17 protein-coding genes are annotated in these 16,017 nt (G+C 69.4%); 11 read left to right on the plus strand and 6 right to left on the minus strand.

All coding sequences use genetic code 11. The features are described from left to right. Positions 1-10 precede the first annotated feature (10 nt). The 4 genes from BM172_RS09290 to BM172_RS09305 all read right to left on the minus strand — a co-directional run bounded on the left by BM172_RS09290 (position 11) and on the right by BM172_RS09305 (position 5,671). The gene (locus tag BM172_RS09290) at positions 11-1,312 is read right to left on the minus strand and encodes a hypothetical protein (protein ID WP_026633168.1); all 1,302 of its coding nucleotides are present in this window, start codon (positions 1,310-1,312) and stop codon (positions 11-13) included. A gap of 110 nt (positions 1,313-1,422) precedes the next feature. Beyond that, positions 1,423-2,655 (minus strand): imidazolonepropionase, encoded by a 1,233-nt coding sequence (hutI, locus tag BM172_RS09295; RefSeq protein ID WP_026633169.1) that lies wholly within the window; start codon positions 2,653-2,655, stop codon positions 1,423-1,425. Further along, positions 2,652-4,103 carry a chloride channel protein gene (locus BM172_RS09300; protein WP_026633170.1) on the minus strand — a complete coding sequence of 484 codons (1,452 nt, stop codon included), beginning with the start codon at positions 4,101-4,103 and terminating at the stop codon, positions 2,652-2,654. The genes hutI and BM172_RS09300 overlap by 4 nt, the downstream gene beginning before the upstream one ends. Next, positions 4,100-5,671 carry a bifunctional GNAT family N-acetyltransferase/carbon-nitrogen hydrolase family protein gene (locus BM172_RS09305; RefSeq protein ID WP_026633171.1) on the minus strand — a complete coding sequence of 524 codons (1,572 nt, stop codon included), beginning with the start codon at positions 5,669-5,671 and terminating at the stop codon, positions 4,100-4,102. Before BM172_RS09305 ends, BM172_RS09300 begins: the two co-directional genes overlap by 4 nt. 71 nt (positions 5,672-5,742) lie before the next feature. Here BM172_RS09305 and BM172_RS09310 point away from each other — a divergent pair, with 71 nt between their 5' ends. The 3 genes from BM172_RS09310 to BM172_RS22495 all read left to right on the plus strand — a co-directional run bounded on the left by BM172_RS09310 (position 5,743) and on the right by BM172_RS22495 (position 7,901). Continuing rightward, positions 5,743-7,104 carry a formimidoylglutamate deiminase gene (locus BM172_RS09310; RefSeq protein WP_026633172.1) on the plus strand — a complete coding sequence of 454 codons (1,362 nt, stop codon included), beginning with the start codon at positions 5,743-5,745 and terminating at the stop codon, positions 7,102-7,104. Positions 7,105-7,188: 84 nt separating this feature from the next. Continuing rightward, positions 7,189-7,596 carry a DoxX family protein gene (locus BM172_RS09315; RefSeq protein ID WP_026633173.1) on the plus strand — a complete coding sequence of 136 codons (408 nt, stop codon included), beginning with the start codon at positions 7,189-7,191 and terminating at the stop codon, positions 7,594-7,596. A gap of 149 nt (positions 7,597-7,745) precedes the next feature. After that, on the plus strand, positions 7,746-7,901 hold the full coding sequence (locus tag BM172_RS22495; protein ID WP_177218805.1) for a hypothetical protein: 156 nt from the start codon (positions 7,746-7,748) through the stop codon (positions 7,899-7,901). Here BM172_RS22495 and BM172_RS09320 read toward each other — a convergent pair. Next, the gene (locus BM172_RS09320) at positions 7,892-8,797 is read right to left on the minus strand and encodes a LysR family transcriptional regulator (RefSeq protein WP_026633174.1); all 906 of its coding nucleotides are present in this window, start codon (positions 8,795-8,797) and stop codon (positions 7,892-7,894) included. The two genes, BM172_RS22495 and BM172_RS09320, sit on opposite strands and share 10 nt — an antisense overlap. Positions 8,798-8,893: 96 nt before the next feature. Between BM172_RS09320 and BM172_RS09325 the strand changes: the two genes are divergently transcribed. Genes BM172_RS09325 through BM172_RS09335 form a run of 3 tightly spaced genes read left to right on the plus strand, consistent with a single transcriptional unit; the run spans position 8,894 to position 11,292 of the window. Beyond that, positions 8,894-10,012 carry an aldo/keto reductase gene (locus tag BM172_RS09325; protein WP_026633175.1) on the plus strand — a complete coding sequence of 373 codons (1,119 nt, stop codon included), beginning with the start codon at positions 8,894-8,896 and terminating at the stop codon, positions 10,010-10,012. 12 nt (positions 10,013-10,024) lie between these two features. Next, positions 10,025-10,873: an alpha/beta fold hydrolase gene (locus BM172_RS09330; protein WP_051548275.1), complete on the plus strand. Its 849-nt coding sequence runs from the start codon at positions 10,025-10,027 to the stop codon at positions 10,871-10,873. After that, complete coding sequence (locus tag BM172_RS09335; RefSeq protein WP_026633176.1) at positions 10,870-11,292, plus strand: GlcG/HbpS family heme-binding protein; 423 nt, start codon at positions 10,870-10,872, stop codon at positions 11,290-11,292. Before BM172_RS09330 ends, BM172_RS09335 begins: the two co-directional genes overlap by 4 nt. Positions 11,293-11,366: 74 nt before the next feature. Here BM172_RS09335 and BM172_RS09340 read toward each other — a convergent pair whose 3' ends face one another. Beyond that, positions 11,367-11,867 (minus strand): Spy/CpxP family protein refolding chaperone, encoded by a 501-nt coding sequence (locus BM172_RS09340; RefSeq protein ID WP_026633177.1) that lies wholly within the window; start codon positions 11,865-11,867, stop codon positions 11,367-11,369. A gap of 153 nt (positions 11,868-12,020) precedes the next feature. Between BM172_RS09340 and BM172_RS09345 the strand changes: the two genes are divergently transcribed. The 5 genes from BM172_RS09345 (at position 12,021) to BM172_RS09365 (ending at position 15,957) form a co-directional block, all read left to right on the plus strand. Continuing rightward, positions 12,021-12,707, plus strand: coding sequence for a response regulator (locus BM172_RS09345; RefSeq protein ID WP_026633178.1), 687 nt, complete (start codon positions 12,021-12,023; stop codon positions 12,705-12,707). Continuing rightward, positions 12,704-14,056 (plus strand): sensor histidine kinase, encoded by a 1,353-nt coding sequence (locus tag BM172_RS09350; protein ID WP_026633179.1) that lies wholly within the window; start codon positions 12,704-12,706, stop codon positions 14,054-14,056. The genes BM172_RS09345 and BM172_RS09350 overlap by 4 nt, the downstream gene beginning before the upstream one ends. 72 nt (positions 14,057-14,128) lie before the next feature. Next, a complete protein-coding gene (locus BM172_RS09355; protein ID WP_026633180.1) occupies positions 14,129-14,419 on the plus strand; it encodes a type II toxin-antitoxin system TacA family antitoxin in 291 nt (96 codons plus the stop codon). Then, positions 14,416-14,907, plus strand: coding sequence for a GNAT family N-acetyltransferase (locus BM172_RS09360; RefSeq protein WP_026633181.1), 492 nt, complete (start codon positions 14,416-14,418; stop codon positions 14,905-14,907). Before BM172_RS09355 ends, BM172_RS09360 begins: the two co-directional genes overlap by 4 nt. A gap of 63 nt (positions 14,908-14,970) precedes the next feature. Beyond that, on the plus strand, positions 14,971-15,957 hold the full coding sequence (locus tag BM172_RS09365; protein ID WP_026633182.1) for a multidrug resistance efflux transporter family protein: 987 nt from the start codon (positions 14,971-14,973) through the stop codon (positions 15,955-15,957). Positions 15,958-16,017 lie beyond the last annotated feature (60 nt).

A 16,017-nucleotide genomic window follows, 5' to 3' on the forward strand; every position in this document is an offset into this window, starting at 1 on the left:
GCATGCCCGATCATTGCCAGCGGGCGGCAAGGCGTCGCTGAGCGTCGTTCTCCTGCCAATCGGCTTGGTCCTGCGCGGAGGCCAGGCAGTTGCGCCATGTCGCGCCGGCTTGCTGCCACAGCGCTGACAGCGTGCGGAACCTGGTGCCGGCCAGCCACGCCCTGGCGCACAGGCGGCAGGCTCGTGCGTATTCCCCGTGGCGAACGAAGGCCTGCGTCATGCCTTCGATGGTCGCGACCGGCGGCAGCGGCTGGCGTTCGAGCTTGCGCGCCAGATCGAGGGCGACGCTGCCTTGCGGCCCCATGTCCGGCAGCGCCTCGTAAGCCAGCTGGATGGCCAGGCGGCAATGCAGGCTCGCCGCCTGCCGGCGTGGATCGCAGCCGGCGATGAAGGCGTGGGTGAGAGCATGGGAGAAGGCTTGCTTCGCGGCCTCTGCGGGACCGGCGCGTCCATGTTCCAGGGCGACTTCGGCCACGGCCATGGCGAAACGCGCGCTCGGCGAGCGGGCGAACAAGGCGTCCAGCAGGCGTTGCGCTTCGGCGAGCGCCCGCAGGCGGGTATTGCCACGCTCAGTGTGTGCGCGCCGATGCAGCACACGGGCCAAGAGGTATTCGCCCTCGTCGGCCATGCCCGCGACGCTACGCAAGCGCCCAGCCGCTGCCGCCGCGTCGGCGAGCGGGGCCGCCGCATCGCCGGTTTGCTGCTGCGCTTCGTACAGCAGAACCTCGATCCACACCCTGAGCACCGCACCGTCGCCGCGCTCGATCACCGATGCATGGCGCGCGGCCATGTCGCGCAGCGCGAACAGCCGCGAGGCGCCGCCCAGGCGCGCGGCCAGCGCCAGATCGAGTTCGATCAGCCGCGCCTGCCATCGAGGCTTGGTTTCCTCTGTTGCGCACGCTTCGCCGCATCGGGCATATCCGCAAGCAGTGCGATGCAGGGCATGCACCGCCGGCATGCCGACGTACGCCAGCCGTAACGCAAGCACCTGGGTCAGCAGCCAGCGGGCCGCATCGTCGTCGGACGCGCAGGCGTCGAGCAGGACCGATTCCCATGCCTCCAGCAGCGTGGCCGGGAAGATGGCGGTGTCCGCATGTTCGATGACGGGAAAGAGCTGCCTGGCTTCGATCAGCAGCGGCAGGTCCGGCGCAAGCCGGGCAGCCAGTGCCTCGAGGTGCGAGAGCAGCGAAGAACGATGATCCGAGGGCTGCGCCTGCTGTTCTGCGCTCCGCCCGACGATACGCGTGGCGTCATGACACGCATCGAGCGTCGCATCGGCACACTGCCTGTCCGGGTAACCGTTGGAATTCACGATCGTGCCTCCTGCACGCATCCGCACGCCCCGGTGCGGATTGCATGGGCAGGCTATCGAGAGGCCCGATCGGAATGTTCAGAAAGCACCGCCATGCCGCGGCGAACGCTTCAGGCGGTTTCGATCCGGCGACCGCCGCAGTACACCGCACGCACCAGCCCGCCGCCGATCCAGTAGCACAGCTCCGCCGGCCGCTGCACCTGCCATACCACCAGATCCGCACGCTGCCCCACGGCGAGCGTGCCGCGATCGTCCAGGCCCAATGCACGCGCCGCATGCACCGTTACACCACGCAGCGCCTCTTCCGGCGTGAGGCGGAACAAGGTGCACGCCATGCCGGCGGCCAGGCGCAGCGAAAGCAGGGGCGAGGTGCCCGGGTTGCAGTCGGTCGCCACGGCCATCGCCACGCCGTGTTCGCGCAAGGCGGCGATCGGCGGCAGTTTCGTCTCCCGCAACGCATAGAACGCGCCCGGCAACAGCACCGCCACGGTGCCCTTCGCCGCCATCGCGCGCACGCCGTCCTCGCTCAGGTACTCCAGGTGATCGGCGGAAAGCCCATCGTATTCGGCCACCAGCGCCGCGCCTTCCAGATTGGACAGCTGTTCGGCATGCAGCTTGACGGGCAGGCCGAGCGAACGGGCGCGCTCGAACACGCGGCGCGTCTCTTCGCGGGTGAAGCCGATGCCTTCGCAGAACGCATCCACCGCATCGACCAGTCCCTCCGCCGCCAGCGCGGGCAAGATCCGGTCGCACACCAGCGCGACGTAGCCGTCGCGATCCTCCCGGTATTCGGCCGGCAGCGCATGCAGGCCGAGGAAGCTGGTGCGCACGCCGATGCCCAGCGCCTCGCCCAGCCGCCGCGCTACGCGCAGCATGCGCCGCTCGCTCTCCAGTTCCAGTCCGTAGCCGGACTTGATCTCGAGCGTGGTGACGCCGTCGGCGAGCAGCGCGCGGGCGCGCGGCAGCGCCTGCGTGAACAGCTCGTCTTCGTCCGCCTCGCGCGTGGCCTTCACGGTGGAGGCGATACCGCCGCCGGCACGCGCGATTTCCTCGTAGCTGGCGCCGTTGAGGCGCAGGTCGAACTCGTGCGCGCGGTCGCCGCCGAAGACCAGGTGCGTGTGGCAATCGACCAGGCCAGGCGTCACCAGCGCGCCGTCGAGGTGTTCGACCGAGGCGGCACGCGCTTGCGCGTCGGCAGGAAGCTGCGCACGCGGCCCGATCCACGCGATGCGCCCGCCGGCCATGGCGAGCGCACCGTCCTCGATCAACCCGTACGGCTGCCCGCCATCGAAAGTGGCCAGCGTCGCGCCGGTCAGCAGCAGATCCCAGGATGCGGTGTTCATGTCGGTTCGCGCTTGTCGGAGGGCAGATCAGTGGGCATGGGCGTGGCGGGATCTTCCACCAGCGGCGATTCGCTTTCGGCTATGCCGGAAGAGGGCGCTGGCACCTCGCGCCGCGCCAGTTCCAGCTCATAGCCTTCGATCAGCCGGTCGGCCAGCGCGCGGTACACCGGCTTGCGGCACAGCAGCGACGAGGCGGCGCGCGCCAGCAGGCAGGTGGCCATGATCGGCAGCGCCATCTGCTGGTTGGCGGTCAGTTCCATGGAGATCACCGTGGCGGTGAGCGGCGCCTGCGTCACGCCGGACAGATACGCCGCCATCGCCAGCAGCACCACGGCCGATGCATCCGCACCGGGCACCAGCGCCGCGATGTTGTCGCCCAGGCCGGCGCCCACCGCCAGCGCGGGCGAGAAGATGCCGCCGGGGATGCCGGCCCAGTACGAGGCGATATTGCCCAGGAATTTCAGCGCACCGAACGAGCTCACCGTCTCGTGCTGTCCTTCCAGGATCGCCTTGGCCTGCGCATAGCCGGTGCCATAGAGCCCGGTGTGCGTGAGCTGGCTGAGCAGCACCAGGGCGAGTCCGCAGCCCGCCGCGAACAGCACCGGATAGCGCGCGCGTATGCGGCCCATGGCGCCGCGCAGACCGCGGTCGTGCGGCAGGATCAGCCGCGCGAACAGGCCGCCGGCCAGGCCGCAGCCGATGCCGGTGGCGAGCACCGCCCACCACGCGCGGCCCAGCGGCAGGCCGATGTCCAGGCGGCCGAAATACGCGTAGTTGCCCAGGATGCCCAGCGACACCACGCCCGCGATGATCACCGCGGTCAGCAGGATGCCGCTCATGCGGTGCTCGAACGCGCCGCTCATTTCCTCGATGGCGAATACGACACCGGCCAGCGGCGTGTTGAACGCGGCGGCGAGGCCAGCGGCAGCGCCGGCGAGAATGAAACGCCCCGCCGCGGCGGCGTCGGCGAAGCCGAAGCGCCGGCCCAGCGAATACAGCAGCCCCGCGCCGACATGCACGGTCGGTCCTTCGCGGCCTACCGAGGCGCCGCCGAGCAGCGCGGCCAGGGTCAGCGCCATCTTGCCCAGCGCCACGCGCAGCGACAGCAGGCTCGTGCGGAAGCCTTCGTCTTCGACCTTCAGCGCCGCGATCGCCTGCGGGATGCCCGAGCCGCGCGTGGGCTTGAGCGCGCCGGCGGTGAGCCAGGCGAGCAGGGCGAACATCGCCGGCGTCACCAGGAAGGCCGACCAGCGGCTGTGTTCCGCCATGCGATGGAACAGCCCGTAGGCGTAGTCGGCGGCCTGGGCGAAACCGACCGCGGCCAGGCCGACGACCACCGCGCCGGTCCAGAACAGCACGCGCCGGCGCCATTGCACCGGCGAAAACAGACCCGAATCGGCCAGCCGCTGGAAGCGGCCGGAGGGCGTTTCCGTATCGCGTTCGCTCACGGCTTGGAATCGCGCTTGGTGGTCCAGCGCGTTTCGTACAGGTCGAAGCGGCGGTCCTTGAGGTTCTGCACCGCGCCGGCATTGCGCGCGCGGGCCAGGCTTTCCAGGCGCAGGTCGGCGAACAGCACGGTCTCGATGTTCGGGGTCGAGTCGGCGGCGATGCCGTCGCGTGCGAACGGGAAGTCGCTGGGCGTGAGGATGCAGCTCTGCCCGTACTGGATGTCGAAGTTGTTCACGCCGGGCAGGTTGCCTACGTTGCCCGACAGCACCACGTAGCACTGATTCTCGATCGCGCGTGCCTGCGAGCAATAGCGCACGCGCAGGTAGCCCTCGCGCACGTCGGTGCAGAACGGCACGAACAGGATCAGCGCGCCCTGGTCGGTGAGATGGCGCGCGACTTCCGGGAATTCGGAGTCGTAGCAGATCATCACGCCGATCGGGCCGCAGTCGGTCTGGATCGTGGCGGCGGTGTCGCCGCCGGTGATGTTCCACACCGTGCGTTCGCTGGGCGTGGGGTGCAGCTTCTCGCGCTCGTGGATCGAGCCGTCGCGCAGGCACACGTAGCAGACGTTGTGGATGTCGCCGTTGGGCTGCTCGGTGGGATGCGAGCCGGCGATGATGTTGATGTTGTAGTGCACGGCCAGCCGGCTGAAGAGCTCCTTCACCTGCGGCGTGTAATGGCTGAGCTTGCGGATCGATTCGACCGGCGACAGCTCGGCGTTCTCGATCGACAGCAGCTGCAGGGTGATCAGCTCGGGGAAGGTGACGAAGTCCGCGCTGTAGTCCGCCGCGATGTCGGTGAAGTACTCCACCTGGGTGGCGAATTCCTCGAACGACTTGATGCGGCGCTGCAGGTATTGCACCGAGGCCACGCGCACCGAATCGGGCAGGCGCTGCGGCGAGGGAATCGAGGGCACGTCCGGCTGGTTGAGCAGCTGCGGGTTGCGCCACACCAGGTGCGCGGCATAGCCCAGCGAGTCGTAGTCCGACGGCACATAACCGCGCAGCACGCCGATCACCTGGAAATCGTTGGACAGCTGGAAGCTCAGGGTGGGGTCGCGCCGCCTGCCTTCCACCACTGCCTGCACATAGGCCTCGGCACTGCCGTAGCGCTGGATCGCGCGGGCCAGGCCGGGAACGCGCCCGCCGAACACGATGCCACGCAGCTTCAGGTCCGTGCACAGCCGCTTGCGCGCCTGGTACAGGCGCTGGCCGATGCGCATGCCGCGGTAGTCCGCATGCACCACCACTTCCATGCCGTACAGCCAGTTGCCGTCCGGCTTGTGGCGCGAGCCCATGCCGCCGCCGGTGATCTGCATCCAGGTATGCGGCGCCAGCGCGCTGGCTTCGTCGATGCGGAAGGTGGCGCAGTAGCCGACGACGCGCCCTTCGTATTCGACGACGAACTGGCCTTCGGGGAAATGCGTCTGCTGCGAGCGCAGCATCTCGGCCGAGTGCCCCCACTCGGGCGTGTAGACGCGGCCGGTGAGTTCGACCAGGGCGGGGACGTCGGCCGGTCGCGCCTGGCGTACCAGCAGCTTCGGAGAGTTCTCATTCTTCTTGGCCATGCCGCGCATTATGCCGTAGCGCTGTGTGCAGGGCCGGTTACACTTCGCGCATCCCCACGGAGCCTGAGCCGATGAGCGACGCCACCCGCACTTACAGCGCCGACCAGCTCTGGCTGGCCGACGGGTGGAGCGCCGACGGTGCCTTCGCGGTCGACGCCAGCGGCCACGTCGCGCCGCCCGAGGGCGAGGCTGAACGACTCGGCGCCTGGGTGCTGCCGGGCATGCCCAATCTGCATTCGCATGCGTTCCAGCGCGCCATGGCGGGATTGGCCGAGCGCAAGGGGAGGAGCGACGACAGCTTCTGGACCTGGCGCGAAACCATGTATGCGTTTGCCGCGGCGATCGGCCCGGAGGAACTGAAGGCCATCGCCGCGCAGCTTTACGTGGAGATGCTCAAGGCCGGCTATACGCAGGTGTGCGAGTTCCACTATCTGCATCACCAGCCGGACGGCACGCCTTACGCGCAGCCGGAAGCGATGTCGCTGGCCTTGATCGAAGCGGCGCGCGAGACCGGCATCACCTTGACCCTGCTACCGGTGCTGTACATGACCGGCGGCTTCGACGGACGGCCGCTGAGCGCACGGCAGCGCCGTTTCGGCAACGACCTGTCTTCCTACGTGCGCCTGCTCGAAGCGCTGCGCCGCCACGAAGGCGACGGCCTGCGCATCGGCATCGCGCTGCATTCGCTGCGCGCGGTGCCGGAAGAGGCGATGCGCGGCCTGCTCGCCACCCGCATCGCGCAGGACCTGCCGGTCCATATCCATATCGCCGAGCAGATCGGCGAAGTGCAGGATTGCCTGGCCACGCGCGGCGCGCGTCCGGTCGAATGGCTGCTCGATCATGCACCGGTGGATGCGCGCTGGACCCTGGTGCACGCCACCCATCTCACCGGCCACGAAACCTCGCGCCTGGCGCGCAGTGGAGCGGTGGCCGGCCTGTGCCCGACCACCGAGGCGAATCTCGGCGACGGCCTGTTCCCGCTGAGCGATTACCTCGACGCGAAGGGCGTGCTCGGCATCGGTTCGGATTCGCACATCTCGATCTCGCCGGTCGAAGAACTGCGCTGGCTGGAATACGGCCAGCGCCTGTCCACGCGCCACCGCAACATCGCCGCGCGGCGCGAGGGCGACAGCGTCGGCGAAACCCTGTGGCGCGCCGCGTTGCGGGGTGGTGCGCGCGCCGCCGGCCTGCCGGTGGGCGAGCTGCGCGCCGCCGCGCGTGCCGACCTGCTGGTGCTGGACGACGAATCGCCGTTGCTGGCCGCGCGCGATGCGCGCTCGCTGCTGGACAGCTTCCTGTTCGCCGGCAATACCCCGCTGGTGCGCCACGTGATGTGCGGCGGCCGCTGGGTGGTGCGCGATTTCCGCCACCATGACGAGGCCGGCATCGCGGCCCGCTACCGCGCGGTGGTCGAGCGCCTGGCGCAGGCCTGAACTGGCGCCGCCGCGGCGTGCTGAATTAGTGTGGCGAGGCGCGGCCGCGCGGGGCGGCCGCTTCTTCGGGCGGGGAGCCTTCACATGCAGTCATCATCCAACGAACTGGGCAAGCTGGTCCTGCGCGTGGTGCTGGGCGCGCTGATCCTGTTCCACGGCGTGTCCAAGCTGATCCACGGTCCCGGCTTCGTGGTGCAGGCGCTGGCGCAGCAGGGCTTGCCGTCGTTTCTCGCCTACGGCGTCTACGTCGGCGAAGTGGTGGCGCCGGTGTTGTTGATCCTGGGCCTGTGGACGCGCATCGGCGCGCTGATCATCGCGGTCAACATGGTGGTGGCCTTGCTGCTGGTGCATAGCAGCCAGTTCATGTCGCTGGCCGATACCGGCGGCTGGGCGCTGGAACTGCAGGGCATGTACCTGGGCGGCGCCATCGCGGTGATGTTGCTGGGGGCGGGGCGGATAGCATTCGGCAGTACCTACAGCCGCTGGACCTGACGTCGCGCTGCATCATCGACGGGGATGGCGTTGCAGGCTGAACGCCATCCCCTCGCGGCCTGAACGCGCGGCATCGATCCGCACGCCGCTTCGTCATCGCCGTTTCACATCTTTCGTTTTCCTGCCCACCTCTCCACTCGGAGCACGTCATGGGCCGGACCAAGATCTTCCTCTGCACCGCCTTGCTTGCCGCCACCGCCGCGCTGAGCGGCTGCATCGTCGTCCCCGCGCGCGGTCGCGTCTGGGTGCCTGGCTACTGGTCGGGTCCGCACGTGTGGGTCGAAGGCCATTACCGTTATCGCTGAGCCGCCATCCGCTCGCGCAGGAAGTCGATGAACGCGCGCAGCTTGGGCGGCACCTGGAAGCGGCTGGGGTAATACAGATAGAAGCCGTCGTACGGCGGCAGCCAGGTATCCAGCACGGTTTCCAGGCGGCCGGCGGTGAGATGTTCGCGCACCGCCGGCTCCACCGTGTGGGTCAGGCCCAATCCGTCCAGCGCGGCGCGAATGGCCAGCGACGGATCGTTGACGATCAACGGCCCGCCCACCTCGATATCAAACCAGCGCCCGCGCTGCGCGAACTCCCAGCGATAGATCGCGCCGCTGCTGACGTAGCGGTTGCGGATGCAGGCATGGTTCTGCAGGTCGCGCGGATGCTGCGGCCGCCCGTGCCGGTCCAGATAGGCCGGCGTGGCCGCCACGATCGAACGCAGCTTGCCGCCCAGCGGCACCGCCACCATGTCACGCGCCACGCGCTCGCCCAGGCGGATGCCGCAGTCGTAGCCGTCGGCCACCAGATCCACCAGGCCGCCGGTGACGTCGATGTCCAGCGTCACGTCCGGCCAGCGCCGCAGGAAGTCCGCCTGCATCGGCGCCACCAGCCAGTCCAGCACGATCTCGGGCACCGTCACGCGCAAGGTGCCGGCGGGGCGGTCGCCGTGCTGGCGCAGTTCGTCCAGCGCGTCGTCGATGGCGGCAAGCGCCGGCGTGATGCGTTGCAGGAACTGCCGGCCGGCCTCGGTCAGGCCGACCTTGCGCGTGGTCCGCTGCAGCAGGCGCACGCCGAGGCGCTGCTCGAGCTGGCGCATGGTCTGGCTCAGCGCGGAGGCGGTGACCTCCATGTCGGCGGCGGCACGGGTGAAGCTGCCGTAGCGGGCGATCAGGTGGAAAGCGCGCAGGGCGGGGGAGTGGTCGTCGCGCATTGATTAGGAATCCTAAATAACGCATCAAAAGAATCCGTATTTTTCTACGCAATGGCAAGAGCCAGACTTCCTCCATCCCAACCGGAGGATCACCCCATGTCGCTCGATCGCTACTACACCCTCGGCCGCTCCGGCCTGCGCGTCAGCCGCCTCTCGCTCGGCACCATGACCTTCGGCGAGGACTGGGGCTGGGGCGCCGCGGAGGACACCGCGCGCGCCATGTTCGATCGCTATCTGGAAGCCGGCGGCAATTTCATCGACACCGCCGACATGTATACCGAAGGCAGCAGCGAGAGCCTGCTCGGCAAGTTCGTGGAGCAGGCCGGCGTGCGCGATCGCGTGGTGATCTCGACCAAGTTCAGCTACAACGCGCAGCCCGGCAATCCCAACGCCGGCGGCAACGGACGCAAGAACATCATGCGTGCGGTGGAGGGTTCGCTGCGCCGCCTGCGCACCGACTACATCGATCTCTACCTGCTGCATACCTGGGACCGCCTCACGCCCGCCGAGGAAGTGGTGCGCACGCTGGACGATCTGGTGCGCGCCGGCAAGATCCGCTACGCCGGCCTGTCCGATACGCCGGCCTGGTATGCCGCGCGGGCGCAGACCTTCGCCGAGGCGCATGCCTTGACGCCGCTGGTGAACCTGCAGCTGGAGTACTCCATGGTCGAGCGGCATATCGAGCACGAGTTCGTGCCGCTGGCCATCGAGCTGGGCATGGGCATCACCGCGTGGAGCCCGCTGGGCATGGGCCTGCTGTCGGGCAAGTACCGGCCGAGCCAGGCCGGCGGGGAAGGCGAGGGCCGCCTGGCCAAGGTCACCGCGGCGCCGGGCTTCGAGCGCTTCACCGAGCGCAACTGGCGCATCGTCGCCGCGCTGGAGGAGGTGGCGCGCGAGAGCGGGCGCAGCATGGCGCAGGTGGCGCTGAACTGGGCGGCGAACCGGCCGGGCATCGCGTCGCTGATCGTCGGCGCGACCAGGCTGGCGCAGCTGGACGACAATCTGGGGGCACTCGATTTCAGCTTGCCGGACGCGCTGCGCGCGCGCCTGGACGAAGCCAGCGCACCGGACGCGCCGTTCCCGTACTACATGTTCGTCGACCGCCAGCAGACGCGCATCCACGGTGGCGTGGCGGTGGGCGACAAGCCGGCCGGCTACGCGCCGCCGGTATGGGTGGATGCGGTGGAAGCGCGCGACGTGCGCGCCAGCCGCTGAGGAGATGCCTGCATGTCGATGACTTTCTCGCACAGGAAATCCGGCGCGCCGCAGGTACGCTGGATCGAGGCCGGCGGCGTGCATTTCCACGCCGAGCTGGCGGGGCGCGGCGATGCCGTGGCGATGCTGCATGGTTTCCTGGTGGACAGCGGCCAGTGGGACGAAGAGTTCGGCGCGCTCGCCGACGACCATCGCGTGCTGCGCTACGACCTGCGCGGCTTCGGCCGTTCGTCAATGCCGGATGCGCCGTTCTCGCATCATGACGATCTGGCAAACGTGCTCGACGCCAGCGGCATCCAGCGCACCGCCTTGATCGGCTGCTCCGGCGGCGCCGGCACGGCCTTCGATTTCGCGCTGGCGCAGCCGGAACGCGTGAGCGCGCTCGCGCTGATCGGCGCCGGCTACTGGGGCTACTACGCCACGCGTACGCCAGAGGCGCTGGCGTTCTGGGCGGCAGTGCAGAGCGGCGATCCAGCGGCCCTGCTGGAGACATCGCTGCGCGCCTTCCTCGATGGTCCGCGTCGTGCGTCGGAGCAAACCCGTGGGGACGCACGCAGGCGCATCGCCGCGATGAGCGAATGGAATTTCGGCTGCGCGGATGGCTATTGGAAGCACGCTTCCCTGCAGCGCAATCCGCAAGTACCGGCACCGGAGCGGCTGGCGGAACTGCGCATGCCCGTGCTGCTGATCGTCGGCGAGGAAGACCAGCCGGAAGTGATCGAACTGTCCGAATGCCTGGCCGCGGGCTTGCCGGATGCGCGCCTGGTCCGGGTGCCGGATGCCGGCCATCACGTGAACATCGAGCGGCCGGACCTCGTGCTGCCGCTGCTGCGCGATTTCCTCGCCGAGGTGCGCGCATGAGCCGGCCGCCTTCGTACGGCGCGCCGATCACCCTGGACGAGGCCGCGCGCGTGATGGCCGCGGCGCAGGCCGAGGCGCGGCGCAACGACTGGCCGATGGCGATCGCCATCGTCGGCAGCGGCGGGCATCTGGTGATGCTGCATGCGCTGGACGACGTGCAGCACGCCAGCATCACGGTGGCGCAGGCGAAAGCCGCGACGGCGGTGAATTTCCGCCGCCCGTCGAAGCTGTTCGAGGATGCGGTGCGCGATGGCGGCCTGGGTCTGCGCCTGCTCGGCATGGACAACCTGTTGCCGCTGGACGGTGGCCTGCCGCTGTACCGGGACGGCAAGGTGGCCGGTGCGATCGGCGTCTCCGGCATGCAGTCCACGCAGGATGCGCAGGTAGCTGCCACGGGTGCGACGCTGATGCCGGTCTAGAAAAAGAAAGGCCGCGTCCGCACGAGGCGGACGCGGCTTTCACCGGGGCACTACCCTTCCTGCAGAGGAAGTCTTTACTGGGCCGTCGACGAACTCGACGCGGCGGCCTTCTGCTGCGCCTTGAACTGCATCCACTGCTGGCGGCGCTGCTCGCGCTCCTGCTTCATGGTGGCCCACTGGGCCTTCTGCTGCGTGGTCAGCAGGGCGTAGATCTGCGCCTTCAGCTGGGCCTGCTGCTGCACGCGGGCCTGCGTCGCGGCGGCTTCGGCCTGGGCCAGGCTGGCGGCGGCGGCCTGATAGCCGACCTGGTCCGGCGTCATCGACTCGAAAGCCTGGCGCTGCGAGCGCAGGGCGTCGCGCTGGGACTTGTTCTGGCTGAAGCTGTTCTTGACCAGATTGTGGATGCTGGTTTTCTGCGCGTCGGTGAGGTTGAGCTTCTGCATGGCCATGCCGAAGCCGTGGTGACCGTGCTGGCCGCCGAAACGCGGGCCACCGTCCTGACCGGCCGCGAACGCCGCGGTGCCGAGGGTCATGGCGGAGGCGAGGGCCAGGCCGAGGAAGAGGGACTTGCGCATGTGTTTCACCTTTCGGTTTGGGGGGACTTGCGGAGTATTTGACGACAACCCCGTGTGTATGTTTTTTGCCGGTGGGTAAAGAAGCGTAAAGCCCGTAGTTACCGGGCCTCCGCGCCGGTTGAATGGCGCAAGAACCAACGGCCGCTCCCCTGCATGCAACGCATTCTCCTAGCCGACGACGACCGCGCCCTCACCGACCTGCTGGCCGAATACCTGCGCCGGGAAGGCTTCGCCGTCGACGTGGCCCACGACGGCGAGGAAGCCCTGGCGCGCCTCAGCAACGCATCCCAGCGGCCGGACCTGCTGATCCTCGATGTGATGATGCCCGGCCGCGACGGCCTGGAAACCCTGCGCGAGCTGCGCCTGCAGCATCGGCTGCCGGTGATCATGCTGTCCGCGCGCGGCGAGCCGGTGGACCGGGTGATCGGGCTGGAGCTGGGCGCGGACGATTACCTCTCCAAGCCGTGCCTGCCGCGCGAACTGCTGGCCCGCGTGCGCGCACAGCTGCGCCGCCATGCGCCGGCCATGGCCGGCACGCTGGAAGTGGGCGTGCTGCGCCTGCTGCCGGGCGAGCGGCGCGCCTATGCGGGCGAGGTGGAGCTGGCACTGACCGGCGCGGAGTTCGGCCTGTTGCTGGCGCTGGCGCAGCGCGCCGGCCAGCTGGTGGACAAGGCCACGCTGACGCGCATGGCGCTGGGGCGCGAACTGGAACGCTTCGACCGCAGCATCGACGTGCACGTCAGCCGGCTGCGCCATAAGCTGGCCGAAGCCTCCGAGCAGGCCCCGCGCATCGAATCGGTGCGCGGCGCCGGCTACGTGCTGGTCACGGGGGCGGCATGAATCCGCTCAAGACCTCGCTGTTCTGGCGGCTGCTGGTGTGGTTCGTCCTGGCCAACCTGGCGGTGCTGTTGCTGGGCGGCTATGTCACGCGCAGCTTCATCGAATACACCACCGCGGTGGAGATCAACTGGACGGCGCTGGCCGAAAGCGCGAACGAGGCCTACGAAAACGGCGGTGCCGACGGACTCGACGCATGGATCCGCGACCAGCGCCGCGACGGCGTCGATGCCACGCTGTACGAGAACGGCACGGCGCTGGTGCCGATCCGCCTGCCGGGCAGCGTGCGCGACCAGCTGCCGCAATGGCTGGCGGCGCGGCACGATCTGCTGATGCAGCCGTATCCGCGCATCTATCTGGCCGTGCAGCAGGTCACCGGTGCCGACGGCCACGCGCGCCAGCTGGTTGCGCTCAGTCGCACGCATTCGCGCATTCCCTTGCAGACGCGCAGCCAGATCCTGCTGGCCGTGCAATTTGCGCTGTCGCTGCTGTTCATCGCGCTGATCGGCTGGTGGTTCGCGCGCGGCGTGGCGCGTCCGGTGGAGGCCATGCAGCGCGCGGCGCGGCACATGGCCGCCGGCGAGCTGTCGACGCGGGTCGGCCCGGAAGGTCGGCGCGGTCCTGGCGAGCTGTCGCAGCTGGCGCAGGACTTCGATGCGATGGCCGTACGCATCGAGGCGCTGGTCGCGCATGACCGCGCGGTGCTGCAGGACCTCTCGCACGAACTGCGCTCGCCGCTGGCGCGCCTGCAGCTGATCCTGGACCTGGCCCGGCGCAGCGAGGCCGAGCAGGCCGCCGCGTATTTCGCCCAGGCCGAGCGCGAGATCGGTCGCCTGGACCGCATGACCGGCGAGATGCTGGCGCTGTCGCGCCTGGAAGGCGGACTGCCGGGCATGGAGCGCGAGCCGGTGGACCTGGCCGCGCTGGCGCGTGAATGCGTTGCCAAGGCAGGGATCGAGACCTCGGCGCGCCAGCTGCGGCTCAACGCGGCGATCGAGGCGCCGGCGTGGGTGCTCGGCAGCGGCCAGCTGCTCGAACGCGCGCTGGACAACCTGCTCGGCAACGCCCTCAAGTACAGCCCCGAGGGCGGCAGCGTGGAGCTGGCCGTGCGGGCCGAACACGGACGCGCCGAGGTGATCGTGCGCGATCACGGCCCCGGCGTGCCCGATGCGGAGCTGCCCCAGCTGTTCCGCCCGTTCTTCCGCGGCAGCAATGCGCCGAAGGCGGAAGGACATGGCCTGGGCCTGGCCATCGTCAACCGCGTGGCGCAGGTGCATGGCGGCGAGGCAAGCGCACGCAATGCGGAAGGCGGCGGGCTGGAAGTGCGGCTGAGTCTGCCGTTGCAGGCCTGACGCCGGGACTGATGTACTGACATTGTCAGTACATCCTGGTAGGCTGTTGCCCTGGCCTGGAGTCCCATTCTCATGACCGACCGCAGCCCTTCGTCCGCCAAGCGGGATACGCTGAACCTTCGCATCAAGCCGGAGGATCGCAGCATGATCGAGCGTGCCGCCCAGGTGCGGGGCAAGACCCGCACCGACTTTGTCCTCGACGCCGCCCGCGCGGCCGCCGAGGAAGCCCTGCTGGAGCAGGCGGTGATCAGGGTCGCGCCGGAGGCCTACGCGGCCTTTCTCACGCGCCTGGATGCGCCGGCGCAGTCCAACGAGCGCCTGCGCAAGACGCTGCGCAGCAAGGCCCCCTGGGACAAGGCGTGACGCTGGCCGCACCGGAGCCGTTGTCCGCGCGGCACGACCTCGAACACTTCGCCTGCGGCCTCGACAGCCTGGACCGGTGGCTGCAACGCCGTGCAGCGAGCAACCAGGCATCGGGCGCCTCGCGCACCTACGTCGCGTGCGCAGGTCGCCGCGCCGTCGCCTATTACGCCCTGGCTTCCAGCGCGGTGACGGTGGACGTCGCCACCGGACGCTTCCGCCGCAACATGCCCGATCCCGTGCCGGTGGTGGTGCTGGGACGGCTGGCCGTGGATCGCGCATGGCGGGGCCAGGGACTGGGCCGCGCGCTGGTGCGCGATGCCTGCCTGCGCACCTGCCAGGCCGCCGATGCGATCGGTATCCGCGGCATGCTCGTGCACGCGCTCAGCGATGAAGCGCGCGATTTCTACCGGCACGTGGGTTTCGATCCTTCGCCGCTCGATCCGCTGCTGCTGATGGTCACGCTCGCCGATCTGAAAGCGAATCTATAGGCGCCGGCACGATCGCCGCATCGCCTAAGATCGGTATCCGTTCCGCCCGCATCCGAGTTCCCCATGCGCTCCAACGCTCTCGCCGCCGTCGGGCTCGCCCTGTGCTCGGCGCTGTTCTTCACGCTGACCTATGTGCTCAACCGCAGCTTCGTCGCCGGCGGCGGGCATTGGGCCTGGGCGGGCATCCTGCGTTACCTGATCACCTTGCCGCTGCTGGCCCTGGTGCTGCCGTGGCAGGGCGGCCTCGGCGAATTGCCACAGGAACTGCGCCGCCATCCGCGCACCTGGCTGACCTGGAGCAGCGTGGGTTTCGTGCTGTTTGGCGTGCCGCTCACCTGGGCCGCCAGCAGCGGGCCGTCGTGGCTGATCGCTGGCAGCTTCCAGACCACGGTGCTGGCCGGTCCGCTGATGGCGCCGCTGATCTATCGCGACGCGCGCGGCCGGCTGGCCTGGCGCACGCTGGCGCTCGGCGCGCTGATCGTGGCCGGCGTGTTCGCGTTGCAATGGGGTCATGCGCAGGGCCGGTTGGGCGCGGGCGACTGGCTGGCGATCGGCGCGGTGGTGGTGTCCGCGTTCGCCTATCCGCTGGGCAACCGCATGCTGCTGCTGCACCTGGAGCATGGCCACGCGCGGCTGGGCGCGGTGCAGCGCGTATTCGGCATGACGCTGTGCAGCTGGCCGCTGTGGCTGCTGTTTGCGGCGATCGCGTGGGCCACGATCGGTCCGCCGTCGTGGCGCGACGTGCTGCTGGCGGGCGGCGTGGCGCTTTCGTCCGGCGTGATCGCCACCGTGCTGTTCTTCCGCGCCACCGACATGGTGCGCAGCGAACCCACCGCACTGGCCGCGGTGGAGGCGATGCAGGCGGCGGAGCTGTTGTTCGCCACCTTGCTGGGCGGGTTGCTGCTGGGCGAAGCCTGGCCGCACGGCTATGCCGCGCTGGGCGCGGTGCTGATCGTCGCGGGCATCGCGCTGTTCGGCTGGATCAGCGGGCGCGGCGCGGCCGGCCACGATGAGGAACTGCGCACGCTGCGCACCGATCGCGGCGCTTGAAGCGCGGCTTTTCAGGCCTCCGGAACTTGCCCCGGCGGCGCGCCTCGGGTTAAACACCTC

It is taken from the genome of Dyella marensis (genome assembly GCF_900112865.1).
GTDB classification, from domain to species: domain Bacteria; phylum Pseudomonadota; class Gammaproteobacteria; order Xanthomonadales; family Rhodanobacteraceae; genus Dyella_D; species Dyella_D marensis_A.

What these genes read in the sequence shown, in the direction of transcription:
- hutI (WP_026633169.1), bottom strand. Translation starts at nt 2,655, where the DNA reads ATGAACACCGCATCCTGGGATCTGCTGCTGACCGGCGCGACGCTGGCC.
- BM172_RS09305 (WP_026633171.1), bottom strand. Translation starts at nt 5,671, where the DNA reads ATGGCCAAGAAGAATGAGAACTCTCCGAAGCTGCTGGTACGCCAGGCG.
- BM172_RS09310 (WP_026633172.1), top strand. Translation starts at nt 5,743, where the DNA reads ATGAGCGACGCCACCCGCACTTACAGCGCCGACCAGCTCTGGCTGGCC.
- BM172_RS09315 (WP_026633173.1), top strand. Translation starts at nt 7,189, where the DNA reads ATGCAGTCATCATCCAACGAACTGGGCAAGCTGGTCCTGCGCGTGGTG.
- BM172_RS22495 (WP_177218805.1), top strand. Translation starts at nt 7,746, where the DNA reads ATGGGCCGGACCAAGATCTTCCTCTGCACCGCCTTGCTTGCCGCCACC.
- BM172_RS09320 (WP_026633174.1), bottom strand. Translation starts at nt 8,797, where the DNA reads ATGCGCGACGACCACTCCCCCGCCCTGCGCGCTTTCCACCTGATCGCC.
- BM172_RS09325 (WP_026633175.1), top strand. Translation starts at nt 8,894, where the DNA reads ATGTCGCTCGATCGCTACTACACCCTCGGCCGCTCCGGCCTGCGCGTC.
- BM172_RS09330 (WP_051548275.1), top strand. Translation starts at nt 10,025, where the DNA reads ATGTCGATGACTTTCTCGCACAGGAAATCCGGCGCGCCGCAGGTACGC.
- BM172_RS09335 (WP_026633176.1), top strand. Translation starts at nt 10,870, where the DNA reads ATGAGCCGGCCGCCTTCGTACGGCGCGCCGATCACCCTGGACGAGGCC.
- BM172_RS09340 (WP_026633177.1), bottom strand. Translation starts at nt 11,867, where the DNA reads ATGCGCAAGTCCCTCTTCCTCGGCCTGGCCCTCGCCTCCGCCATGACC.
- BM172_RS09345 (WP_026633178.1), top strand. Translation starts at nt 12,021, where the DNA reads ATGCAACGCATTCTCCTAGCCGACGACGACCGCGCCCTCACCGACCTG.
- BM172_RS09350 (WP_026633179.1), top strand. Translation starts at nt 12,704, where the DNA reads ATGAATCCGCTCAAGACCTCGCTGTTCTGGCGGCTGCTGGTGTGGTTC.
- BM172_RS09355 (WP_026633180.1), top strand. Translation starts at nt 14,129, where the DNA reads ATGACCGACCGCAGCCCTTCGTCCGCCAAGCGGGATACGCTGAACCTT.
- BM172_RS09365 (WP_026633182.1), top strand. Translation starts at nt 14,971, where the DNA reads ATGCGCTCCAACGCTCTCGCCGCCGTCGGGCTCGCCCTGTGCTCGGCG.